Annotated in this window: 10 protein-coding genes; 5 read left to right on the plus strand and 5 right to left on the minus strand. The window is 53.2% G+C overall.

The genetic code is table 11. From position 1 onward, the window contains the following. The first annotated feature begins 49 nt into the window (after positions 1–49). Both B9P82_RS19345 and B9P82_RS19350 read left to right on the plus strand, forming a co-directional pair. Positions 50–1783: a phosphoethanolamine transferase CptA gene (locus B9P82_RS19345; protein ID WP_101700763.1), complete on the plus strand. Its 1734-nt coding sequence runs from the start codon at positions 50–52 to the stop codon at positions 1781–1783. A gap of 86 nt (positions 1784–1869) precedes the next feature. Further along, positions 1870–2730 (plus strand): helix-turn-helix transcriptional regulator, encoded by an 861-nt coding sequence (locus B9P82_RS19350; RefSeq protein WP_101700764.1) that lies wholly within the window; start codon positions 1870–1872, stop codon positions 2728–2730. Here the strand turns inward: B9P82_RS19350 and B9P82_RS19355 are convergent. From B9P82_RS19355 to B9P82_RS19375, 5 genes are all read right to left on the minus strand, one after another. Then, positions 2717–3073, minus strand: a complete 357-nt coding sequence (locus B9P82_RS19355; RefSeq protein WP_016155282.1) for a PTS fructose-like transporter subunit IIB — start codon at positions 3071–3073, stop codon at positions 2717–2719. The two genes, B9P82_RS19350 and B9P82_RS19355, sit on opposite strands and share 14 nt — an antisense overlap. 1 nt (position 3074) lies before the next feature. Continuing rightward, positions 3075–3953: a [formate-C-acetyltransferase]-activating enzyme gene (locus B9P82_RS19360; protein WP_101700765.1), complete on the minus strand. Its 879-nt coding sequence runs from the start codon at positions 3951–3953 to the stop codon at positions 3075–3077. After that, positions 3919–6216 (minus strand): formate C-acetyltransferase, encoded by a 2298-nt coding sequence (locus tag B9P82_RS19365; RefSeq protein WP_101700766.1) that lies wholly within the window; start codon positions 6214–6216, stop codon positions 3919–3921. Before B9P82_RS19365 ends, B9P82_RS19360 begins: the two co-directional genes overlap by 35 nt. 100 nt (positions 6217–6316) lie before the next feature. Then, the gene (locus B9P82_RS19370) at positions 6317–6637 is read right to left on the minus strand and encodes a PTS fructose-like transporter subunit IIB (RefSeq protein WP_016155279.1); all 321 of its coding nucleotides are present in this window, start codon (positions 6635–6637) and stop codon (positions 6317–6319) included. Between the two features lie 14 nt (positions 6638–6651). Continuing rightward, positions 6652–7731, minus strand: a complete 1080-nt coding sequence (locus B9P82_RS19375) for a PTS fructose transporter subunit EIIC (protein WP_003825153.1) — start codon at positions 7729–7731, stop codon at positions 6652–6654. Between the two features lie 308 nt (positions 7732–8039). On the opposite strand from B9P82_RS19375, the gene ptsP reads away from it, so the two are divergent. Genes ptsP through B9P82_RS19390 form a run of 3 tightly spaced genes read left to right on the plus strand, consistent with a single transcriptional unit; the run spans position 8040 to position 12335 of the window. Next, positions 8040–10541 (plus strand): phosphoenolpyruvate--protein phosphotransferase, encoded by a 2502-nt coding sequence (gene ptsP, locus B9P82_RS19380; RefSeq protein ID WP_101700790.1) that lies wholly within the window; start codon positions 8040–8042, stop codon positions 10539–10541. A 15-nt stretch (positions 10542–10556) separates the two neighbouring features. After that, positions 10557–11219: a fructose-6-phosphate aldolase gene (gene fsa, locus B9P82_RS19385; protein WP_016157926.1), complete on the plus strand. Its 663-nt coding sequence runs from the start codon at positions 10557–10559 to the stop codon at positions 11217–11219. A gap of 12 nt (positions 11220–11231) precedes the next feature. After that, positions 11232–12335 (plus strand): bifunctional L-1,2-propanediol dehydrogenase/glycerol dehydrogenase, encoded by a 1104-nt coding sequence (locus B9P82_RS19390; protein ID WP_049040568.1) that lies wholly within the window; start codon positions 11232–11234, stop codon positions 12333–12335. Positions 12336–12355 lie beyond the last annotated feature (20 nt).

The following is a 12355-nucleotide window of genomic DNA, read 5'->3' on the forward strand; positions in this document are numbered from 1 at the left end:
AATATTAAGTCGCTACTCTTGGCGCTACGATTAAAGACAGGCTCACATTATGCAATCCTTACAACTCCAGTCTAAACCTAAATTTAGCTGGAAAGCCCTGGGTTGGGCGCTCCTCTATTTTTGGTTTTTTTCCACTTTACTCCAGGTCGTTATTTGTTTAACCGGATATAGCGGAACTAATGGATTACGCGACTCCTTGCTATTCAGTTCGCTGTGGTTGATCCCGGTATTTTTATTTCCAAACCGTATCCGTATTATTGCTGCCGTCATTGGCATGGTGCTATGGGCGGCCTCGCTGGCTGCTCTGAGCTATTACGTCATCTACGGACAAGAGTTCTCGCAAAGCGTTCTGTACGTGATGTTTGAAACCAATGCGAACGAAGCCAGCGAATATCTCAGCCAGTATTTCAGCCTAAAAATTGTTCTTATCGCCCTGGCCTATACAGCTATCGCTATTCTGCTGTGGACGCGTCTGCGCCCTGTTCATATTCCATCGCCCTGGCGCTATCTGGTGTCATTTGCGTTGTTATACGGTTTGATTCTGCATCCGATAGCCGTTAACACTTTCATCAAACACAAGCCGTTTGAAAAAACGTTGAATGGTCTCGCCTCACGTATGGAGCCCGCCGCACCGTGGCAATTCATCTCCGGGTATTATCAGTACCGTCAGCAGTTGACCTCACTCAATAGCCTGCTGAATGAGAACAATGCCCTGCCGCCGCTGGCTAACTTCAGAGATAACTCCGGCGATGCCCCACGTACGCTGGTGCTGGTCATTGGCGAGTCAACGCAGCGTGGTCGCATGAGCCTGTATGGTTACCCGCGCGAAACGACGCCAGAACTGGATGCATTGCATAAATCCGATCCTAACTTCACCGTATTCAATAATGTCGTGACCTCACGTCCGTACACCATTGAAATCCTGCAGCAGGCGCTGACCTTCGCCAACGAGAAGAATCCGGACCTGTACCTGACTCAACCGTCTCTGATGAATATGATGAAACAGGCAGGTTATAAAACCTTCTGGATCACCAATCAGCAGACGATGACGGCTCGCAACACCATGCTGACCGTGTTCTCTAAGCAGACGGATAAGCAGTTCTATATGAATCAGCAGCGTACGCAAAGTGCGCGCGAATATGACAGCAATGTGCTGGCGCCATTTAAAGAAGTACTGGCCGACCCGGCACCGAAAAAGTTCATCATCGTGCACTTGCTGGGTACGCATATTAAGTACAAATTCCGCTATCCGGATGGTCAGGGTAAATTCGATAACAATGTCGACCATGTTCCCCCCGGCCTGGATGATGATGAGCTGGAAGCATACAACGATTACGACAGCGCGAATGTCTACAATGACCATATCATTGCCAGTCTGATCAAAGACTATAAAGCGACCGATCCGAACGGCTTCCTGCTCTACTTCTCCGATCACGGGGAGGAGGTATACGATACGCCACCGCATAAAACGCAGGGTCGTAATGAAGACAACCCGACGCGCCATATGTATACGGTACCGTTCCTGCTGTGGACCTCTGAAAAATGGCAGGCTGCACACCCGCGTGACTTCTCACAGGATGTGAATCGTAAATACAGCAGCTCAGAGCTTATCCACACCTGGTCTGATTTAGCGGGATTCACCTACGACGGTTTCGATCCGACCCGATCCATTACCAGCCCGCAGTTCAAAGAGACGACCCGCTGGATTGGCAATCCGTACAAAAAGAATGCCCTGATTGATTACGATAGCCTGCCGTACGGCGATCAAATCGGTAATCAGTAATACTCGTATCGGCCACTCTTAAAGAGTGGCCTTTTTTTATGATGGCGGTTACTGTTTCCCCTGTCTGCTGCCTGCAAGGGATTAACATGTATCACGACGTCAGCCATCTTCTCTCCCGCCTGATTAACGGCCCCACGCCGCTGCGCCAGGTTTATTTTGCCAGCAGCAGTAGTTCAACGCCGGAGCTGGCGTATCAGGTCGATTTTCCCCGGCTGGAAATTGTGCTGGAAGGTGAGTTCATCGATAACGGAGTTACTGGCGCATCCGCGACGTTACTGCCTTACGATGTGCTATTCGTTCCGGCTGGCAGCTGGAACTTTCCGCAGTGGCTCACACCGGTCACCACGCTCAGCATTCTGTTCGGCAAACAGCAACTTGGTTTCAGCATCGTCCAGTGGGACGGCAAGCAGTATCAAAATCTTACCCGCCAGCACGTCGCGCGGCGTGGGCCACGAATTGGCTCTTTCTTGCTGCAAACGCTCAATGAAATGCAGATGCAACCGCAGGAGCAACAAACCGCAAGGCTAATCGTTGCGAGCTTACTGAGCCACTGCCGCGATCTGCTGGGCAGCCAGATCCAGACCGCATCACGCAGTCAGGCGCTTTTCGAAGCCATTCGCGACTATATTGATGAACGCTACGCTTCGCCGCTCACCCGAGAATCCGTCGCGCAGGCGTTTTACATCTCACCCAATTACCTCTCCCACCTGTTTCAAAAAACGGGCGCTATCGGGTTTAACGAATACCTGAATCACACGCGACTGGAACACGCGAAAACGCTGCTGAAGGGTTATGAACTGAAGATCAAAGAAGTGGCGCACACCTGTGGGTTTGTTGACAGCAACTATTTCTGCCGCCTGTTTCGCAAAAATACCGAACGTTCGCCGTCAGAATATCGTCGGCAATACCACAGCCAACTGACGGAGATAAAAGCTAATCCAAAGTAAGATGTGTGTGCTGTGGCGCAGAAAGCAGCTTTCGCACGGCACTCATCACCCGCTGCGGCTCACGCAGAAATGCGCTAATGCCCGACTGGACGTATCGGCTCTGCGTAAATCGCTCTGCTCCTGCCAGTTCAATATCGGTAATGAGCAACACCGCATCAGCGCGGTTAATATCCTCTTCCGTCAGGCGATTTTCAGTACCCAACGCGCCCTGAGTTTCAATCTTGATGCTCCATTTCTCCTGCTGGCAGAGTTTCTCCAGCCGTTCAGCAGCCATATAAGTATGGGCAACGCCGCTTACGCACGCGGTGACAGCAACCAGATATCGTACAGGTGCGATGGCCATACTATCCTCCTACTGTTACCTGAAATCCGGCGCATTCTGCCATCTTACGTATAAAACCTATCTCTTGCGCCGACGGGACGGGCACTTCTTTCATCGACCAGGGTAATCCGAGCAGGTTGTATTTCGGTTCGCCATATTGATGAAACGGTAGCAGGTGTACCTGCTTTATGCCTAATGATGACAACAGCGTCAACGCCTGCTGCGTGTTCTCTACATTCATCGTAAAGCCCGGAATCAGCGGCAGGCGAGGAATGACATTAACCCCTTCAGCGACCATTAGTCGTAAATTCGCCAGCACGCGCGGCAGGTTCATATTAATGGTCTCACGCGCCAAATGGACATCCATAATTTTGAGGTCAAACAGCACCTCATCGCACTCTCTTGCCAGCGATAACAAACGACTGGCTGGCGCATCGCCAGCCGTTTCAATCGCGCAGCGAACATCCCAGCGCCGCAGACGTTGCAGGAATCGTACGGCAAAGGGCGCTTGCATCAGCACTTCACCACCGGAAAGCGTCACCCCCCCGCCAGAGGTGCGAAAGAAAATATCATCTTTCATCACTTCACGTTCCAGCTCGTCCAGCGAGATATCACGACCGATACGTTCAAACGCCCCGGAGGGACACTCATCAGCATCACGTAGACAGGGTGTACAGTGCAGGCATTTACTCTCCCGCCGTACTGTTTCAATACGTGGGGAGAGAGATTCAGGGTTGGCGCACCACGGGCAGGTATGCGGACAACCTTTAAAAAAGACTACCGTACGAATACCCCGTCCATCATTCAGTGAGTAACGCTGAATATTAAATATACGCGCGACGTCCTCGCCACGTGGGTCAATAACCTCACAGCTGATGCGCGGTGCGGCGAATGATGTCATCCTGGATCTCCTTCGACAGCTCGACAAAGAAGGCGCTGTAACCCGCCACGCGCACCACCAGCCCGGCGAAATCTTGTGGGCGCAGCTGCGCTTCTCGCAATGTGTCGGCATTCACCACGTTAAACTGGATATGCTGGAGCTTGAGCTGGGTAAATGCCCGCAGAAAATCCGCCAGCTTGCGTAAACCAGCCTCACCTTCCAGTGTGGCTGGCGTAAACTTCACGTTCAGCAAAGTCCCATTGGAAAGCAATGTGTTATCCAGCTTGCTGACCGATTTCAATACCGCCGTCGGCCCTTGCATATCCTGCCCCAGCATCGGCGACAGCCCCCCGTCCGCCAACTGTTCCCCGGCGAAGCGACCATCCGGTGTCGCTCCAACGACCGAACCCAGCGGCACGTGCGCAGAGACAGTATATGAACCCGGCGTAAATTGCCCGCCGCGTGGATTCTGGTATTTCTCTACCTCTTTGCAGTAATGACGCAGCAGTTCGGCGCTGATGTTATCTACATCATCAATATCGTTGCCGTATTTTTCGAAGCGGTTAATCAGCCTGGCGCGAATTTTCTCGCCTTCCGGGGTAGCAAAGTTGTCTTTTAGCACCGACAAAAGTTCGTCAAAAGTTAAGCGCTGTTGTTCAAATACCAGTCCATTGAGCGCATGCAGCGAATCGCTCAGGTTCGCAATGCCGATCCCCTGTACGCCTGAGAAGTTATAACGCGCGCCGCCGTCGGTAATATCACACCCTTTATCCAGGCAATCGCTAATAAACGAGGAGAGCAGCGGCACCGGCGCCCAGTCGCGATGACCGATATCGCAGATATTACTGCCTTCGACCATCAACGTAATGTAGTGGCTGATTTTGGCACGAATATGCTTCAACAGGTCTTCGTACGTCAGCGCGCGATTGCCTTCGTTCTCATGCAGGCAGATTTCCATTACTTTCAGCAGATTAAACATGGCGATGTCGTGCAAACCGTATGTTCTGCCTGGAATAGACAGCTCGACACAGCCGACTACCGCGTAATCTCGCGCATCTTCCAGCGAGACGCCACGGTTAAGAAATGCGGGCACCACCACTTCATCATTAAAGATTTGCGGGATGCCGGTCCCGAGGCGAATGGTCTGTGCCGTTTTCATCAGGAACGGCGTATCGATCAACGCGTTCGTGCGCACACCGAGATTTGGTTGCGGCAGTTGTACGCTCTGATAAGCATCAAGACAGAGAAACGACAGTACGTTTACCGCACTACGACCATTCTCCGTTAATCCCCCAAGCAGTGCGGTGTAACCCGTTGGGAAGCCAGCGAAATAGCGCGCGCTGCTTGTGGATCGCAGCAGTACAATGTCATTGCATTTCACCCATAGCGATTCGAGGATTTCTTTTAAGAGTGCAGGATCTTCCCCCTGCGTCAGCGAGGTCTGATAAAACGGCAACATATACTGGTCGAAGCGTCCGAGTGAGAGCGAACTGGCGTTGGACTCATATTGCAAAATAATGTTCATGTACCAGAACAGCTGACATGCTTGCCAGAAGGTTTGTGGCTTATGCTGGGCGTTATGGCGGGAGTTTTCTGCAATCGTCAGCAATTCCTGACGTCGCTGCGCATCCGGGCAGTTTTCCGCCATTTTTTCTGCCAGCAGGGCGTAACGCAGAATGTGGCTTTGCGAAGCCTCAAGCAGCAACAGAGCAGCCTGATAAAAGTGGTTATCCGGCTGCTGCAGACAATGCGCCCGCATCTGCGCTACCAGTTCGCCAAGCCCGAGATTCAACAGGCGTGGATAATCAATAATGATATGCCCCTGACCTTTATCCGTCTGGTTAACGCTAAAAATCTGCGTACGGACAGCGGCTTTTACCTCATCGGTCATCTGACCGTTGATGAAATCTTTCATCGACCGCTTTTCCCAGTACGGATACAGCACATCGCGATAGAGATGTTTATCCTCTTCGCTGATGTCAAAACGGTCCTGCGGACGGGTTGGAAACTGCTCCAGCTCGTTGAGCAGCCAGTAAGGATCCATTTCCGGTGACATTATGCCCGCCCGCGGTTTAACGGTACGGTTCCCAGCTATCAGTTCCTCATCACGAATCGATATTTCAACGTGCTCAAGAATATATGCGGTGGCTTTCGCCCGCCGCAGAATAACCGGCTCTCCCTCCGTCTGCTGGTGGCTGGCGGTATATAGCAGCGCACGCTCAAGCGAAATTTCGCGGTTATTCTGAAACAGAGCGTTTTTTAAACGTTGGATACGGTTAGTCATGAGGAACTCCTGTAGAAAAACTGATGCCAGATGGCGCTGTGCTTATCTGGCCTACGTATCAGTAGGCCGGATAAGTCGCCCCCCTCCAGCAAACAAACCGTTATGCGGTTTGCGCAAGGTGTGCGCCAATCTTGTTCATGATGGCGTCGGCACGTTTCACTGCATCGCTGATGTTGACACGAACGATAGTTTTGCCCGCAAAACGCTCTTCAAACTTAATACCAATGTCTTTGGTCAGAATCACCATGTCGGCTTCTGCCACATCCGCCGCGGTCAGTTCGTTTTCCAGACCGATCGACCCCTGAGTCTCAACCTTTACTTCCCACCCCTTGGCTTTAGCGGCGCTTTCCAGCGCTTCGGCGGCCATATAGGTGTGGGCAACGCCAGAAGGACATGCAGTTACTGCGATAATCTTGGTCATGACTCATTCCTCACTTAATTCATTTCAAAATCTAAATCCAGGTCGTCTTCTTTCTGGTCGACCTGAGACACTTTTTTCCGCGCCAGACTTTTCAGTACGTTAACGCACACAGCGGTCACAACAGCCCCCACGGCAACCGCCGCGATATAACCCAATTTTCCTTCAACGACCGGCAGAACAATCAGCCCGCCCCAGCCGGCATAACACTGCGCACCAAACAGCGCGGCGGTTACCGTGCCGCAGGCCGAACCCACCATAATGGATGGGATAACGCGCAGCGGATCGGCGGCAGCAAAAGGAATTGCGCCTTCCGTTACGCCAACGCAGCCCATCACCAGCGCGGCTTTACCGGCTTCACGTTCTTCAGAAGAGAAATTCTTACGACCAATCAGCGTCGCCAAACCTAAGCCCAGCGGCGGCACGCAGATCCCTACCGCGGCGATTGCCACCACGGTATAAACACCCTGCGCCACGCAAATCAGCATGAAGGCGTAGGCAACTTTGTTAATCGGCCCACCCATATCGAAGGCCAACATCAGTCCCATAATTACCGCCAACAGCACAATGCTGCCCTGCTGCATACCCTGCAGCCACTCGGTCAGGCTAGTGGTTAACGCGCCAACGGGTTCTCCCAGGCCCCACATCATGATGCCTGCGGTGATAAAGGTGCCGACAATAGGAATAACGAAGATAGGCATTACCGATCGCAACACCTTATGTACGGGGATCTTCTTCAGATAATGGACGACGATACCGCCAATAATCCCGGCAATTAGCGCGCCGAAAAAACCTGCGCCGAAGCTGTTTCCCACCCATGCGCCAATCGCACAAGGGGCGAGAGCAGAACGTTCAGCAATGGAATAACCAATGTAAGCGGCAAGGAATGGCACCATCAACGTCAGCCCTGCGACGCCAATATCAAACAGTTTCTTGAGATTAGGATCGGTCGCCGCATCCGGTACCGCGCCCTTGCCATACAACATGACGGAGACCGCCAGCAAAATTCCACCCGCGACTACGAAGGGGATCATATGCGAAACACCCGTCATCAGGTGCTGACGGGTGTTTTTCAGGATTTGTACCAACTCTTTCATAAGTCGCTCCCAGGCTGCCTAAAGCCCATATCCATAAACTTGTTGCGGAAAACAATAGGCAATCCGACGCGGCGCAAACAGTGGATAAAAAGGCCATTTGCTGGACTTTTGTAATGTCAGCGCAAAAATGCGATCCGCCTCATAACTTGTAGTTTCTCGGAGTTTATAGAGGACATGCTGACTTGTGAGGGATATCTCACTTTGATGGTTACATTACATTTATCCAGTTTTTGGCAGATTTGTCAGATGGCAGGTTCAGGCGTTGCCCTTTTATCCTGTAGCGAGAAATCGTTATGGGAGATGAGGCTATGGCCCTGATTGTGGAATTTACCTGTGAGCTGCCCAATGGCGTACATGCGCGCCCGGCAAGTCACATAGAAACGCAGTGCAACACCTTTACTTCAAACATTGAGTGGCACAACCTGCGTACCGAACGTAGGGGTAACGCCAAGAGCGCATTGGCGCTGATTGGCACCGATACTCTGGCAGGTGATAGCTGCCAGTTGCTGATTTCCGGTGCTGATGAACAGGCAGCCCACCAGCATTTAACCCAATGGTTACGTAATGAATTTCCACACTGCGATGCACCGCTAGCGGAAGCCAAAAGCAACGAGCTGGAGCCACTTCCTGCATCCCTCACCAATCTAAACCCACAGCTTTTTCGCGCTCGCACCGTCTGCAGCGGCAGTGCGGGAGGCATTCTGAGTCTGCTCTCTTCGCTGGATCTCAACGCCCTTAACAATCTCCCATCCGCTAAAGATATTGAAACCGAGCAGGCGGCACTGGATAACGGCTTAACGCTGCTGATGAAGAATATTGCGTTTCGGTTACTCGACAGCGACGGCGCAACCAGTGCGATTCTGGAAGCACACAGCTCGCTGGCAAGCGACCTCTCACTGCGTCAGCACCTGCTCGCTGGAGTATCTCGCGGGTTAAGCTGCGCCCAGGCGATTGTCGAAAGTGCCGGACATTTTTGTGATGAATTCGCCCGCTCCAGCAGCAGTTATTTACAGGAACGTGCGCTGGATGTGCGCGATGTCTGCTTCCAGCTTCTGCAGCAAATTTATGGAGAGCAGCGTTTCCCTGCGCCGGGAAAACTAACCCAGCCTACGGTCTGTATGGCGGACGAGCTCACACCGAGCCAGTTCCTCGAACTGGACAAAACATTGCTGAAAGGCTTGCTGTTAAAAAGCGGCGGTACCACTTCACACACGGTGATTCTCGCCCGGTCATTCAACATTCCTACGCTGGTTGGCGTGGATATTGAACCCTTAATGCCATGGCTGCAGCAAACGGTTTATATCGATGGTAACGCAGGAGCGGTCATTGTTGCCCCTGATGAATCCGTCGTACGTTACTACCAGCAGGAAGCCCGTATCCAGGATGCCATTCGAGAACAACAACGTATCTGGCTGACCCAGGAGGCGCGCACGGGTGATGGCATCCGCATGGAAGTCGCCGCCAACATCGCCCATTCCGTGGAAGCGCAAGCAGCCTTTGGCAACGGTGCGGAAGCGGTTGGCCTGTTCCGCACGGAAATGCTGTATATGGACCGTACCTGCGCCCCGGATGAGAACGAGCTATACAACATTTTCTGCCAGGCGCTGGAGCCCGCGCAGGGACGCAGCATCATTGTGCGCACCATGGATATCGGTGGTGATAAACCCGTTGATTACCTGAATATTCCTGCCGAAGCCAACCCGTTCCTCGGTTATCGCGCGGTGCGTATCTATGAAGAATACGCTGCTTTGTTTACCACACAACTGCGATCGATCCTGCGCGCATCAGCGCACGGTAGCCTGAAAATCATGATCCCAATGATCTCCTCTATGGAAGAGATCCTGTGGGTCAAAGAGAAGCTGGCCGAAGCCAAACAGCAACTGCGCACTGAACACATCCCGTTTGATGAGAAGATCCCGCTCGGTATCATGCTGGAGGTTCCGTCAGTGATGTTCATCATCGATCAATGCTGCGAAGAAATTGATTTCTTTAGTATTGGCAGTAATGACCTGACGCAATACCTGCTGGCGGTCGACCGCGACAACGCCAAAGTTACCCGCCATTACAACAGCCTGAATCCAGCCTTCTTGCGTGCACTGGATTACGCCGTACAGGCGGTACATCGTCAGGGGAAATGGATTGGCCTGTGCGGCGAACTTGGCGCTAAAGGTTCAGTGCTACCGCTGCTTGTGGGACTGGGTCTGGACGAGATCAGCATGAGCGCTCCCTCCATTCCCGCCGCCAAAGCGCGGATGGCGCAACTTGACAGCCGCGCCTGCCGTCAGTTGCTGAATCAAGCAATGGCGTGTCGAACGTCGCTGGAGGTCGAACATCTGCTGGCCCAGTTCCGCATGACCCAACAGGATACCCCTCTGGTTACCGCCGAGTGCATCACGCTGGATAGCGACTGGCGTAGTAAAGAGGAGGTCATCAAAGGGATGACCGACAACCTCCTGCTGGCAGGTCGTTGCCGCTATCCGCGTAAACTGGAAGCCGATCTGTGGGCGCGCGAAGCGGTCTTCTCTACCGGATTAGGTTTTAGCTTCGCCATTCCACACAGCAAATCAGAACATATTGAGCAGTCCACTATCAGCGTAGCGCGCCTGCAAGCGCCGGTACGTTGGGGTGATGATGATGCGCAGTTCATTATTATGCTGACGCTCAACAAACACGCCGCTGGCGACCAGCATATGCGTATTTTCTCGCGTCTGGCACGGCGCATTATGCATGAAGAATTCCGTAACGCGCTGGTTAACGCCGCCTCTGCCGACGCTATCGCCAGCCTGCTGCAACATGAACTTGAACTTTAAAGAGGGTGTTTTTGTATGGAACTTTACCTTGATACCGCCAACGTCGCGGAAGTCGAACGTCTGGCACGCATCTTCCCAATCGCGGGTGTCACCACCAACCCAAGCATTGTGGCAGCAAACAAAGAATCCATCTGGGATGTGCTGCCGCGCCTGCAAAACGCCATTGGCGAAGAGGGCATTCTGTTTGCCCAAACCATGAGCCGCAACGCACAAGGCATGGTGGAGGAAGCCAAACGTCTGAGCAACGCGGTCCCCGGTCTGGTGGTAAAAATCCCGGTGACATCCGAAGGTCTGGCCGCGATCAAGATGCTGAAAAAAGAGGGTATCACCACGCTGGGAACCGCCGTGTACAGTGCCTCTCAGGGGCTGCTGGCAGCGCTGGCGGGGGCGAAATATATCGCGCCTTACGTTAACCGTATTGACGCGCAGGGCGGCGACGGAATTCGCACGGTACAAGAACTGCAAACGTTACTGGAACTGCATGCGCCCAACAGCATGGTACTGGCAGCCAGCTTTAAAACCCCTCGTCAGGCGCTGGATTGCTTACTGGCAGGATGCGAAGCAATCACCCTGCCATTAGACGTAGCGCAACAAATGCTCAATACCCCTGCGGTAGAGTCAGCAATAGAGAAGTTTGAACATGACTGGAACAATACATTTGGTCACATCAACCTGTGAGGGAAATAAAGTATGGATCGCATTATTCAATCACCTGGTAAGTACATCCAGGGTGCCGATGTTATTACCCGTCTTGGCAACTACCTCAAACCACTGGCAGAGCGCTGGCTGGTCGTTGGGGACAAGTTTGTCTTAGGCTTTGCCCAGGGCGCACTGGAAAAAAGCTTCCAGGATGCCGGACTGGCGCTGGAGATTGCACCGTTTGGCGGCGAGTGTTCACAAAACGAAATCGACCGTCTGCGCGGCGTGGCAGAAAAAGCGCAATGTGGCGCAGTACTTGGTATTGGCGGCGGTAAAACGCTGGATACCGCCAAAGCGCTGGCGCACTTTATGGGCGTGCCTGTCGCCATTGCGCCAACCATCGCCTCTACCGATGCACCGTGCAGCGCGCTGTCCGTTATTTACACCGATGCCGGTGAATTCGATCGCTATTTGCTGCTGCCCAATAACCCGGACAGGGTCATTGTTGATACCAAAATTGTCGCGGGCGCACCGGCGCGTCTGTTAGCCGCGGGCATCGGCGATGCGTTGGCGACCTGGTTCGAAGCGCGCGCCTGTTCACGCAGCGGCGCAACCACCATGGCGGGCGGTCAGTGCACTCAGGCGGCGCTGGCGCTGGCTGAGCTGTGCTTTAATACGCTGATAGAAGAAGGTGAAAAAGCTATGCTGGCTGCCGAGCAGCACGTGGTAACGCCTGCGCTGGAGCGCGTTATTGAAGCCAACACCTATCTGAGCGGCGTCGGTTTTGAAAGCGGCGGTCTGGCAGCGGCGCACGCCATCCATAACGGTCTGACAGCAATCCCGGATGCGCATCACTATTACCACGGCGAGAAAGTGGCTTTCGGCACGCTGACGCAACTGGTACTGGAAAACGCGCCGATCGATGAAATTGAAACTGTTGCCGCGCTGTGTCATTCCGTTGGCCTGCCGATTACCCTGGCGCAACTGGACATCAAACAGGATATTCCGGCGAAAATGCGCATTGTGGCTGAAGCTGCCTGTGCCGAAGGCGAAACCATCCACAACATGCCTGGCGGCGCAACGCCGGACCAGGTATATGCCGCCCTGCTGGTGGCTGACCAGTACGGTCAACGTTACCTGCAAGAGTGGGAATAACCGACCAATAAAAATCCCCG

The organism is Citrobacter sp. L55, from assembly GCF_002850715.1.
Lineage (GTDB): Bacteria > Pseudomonadota > Gammaproteobacteria > Enterobacterales > Enterobacteriaceae > Citrobacter > Citrobacter braakii.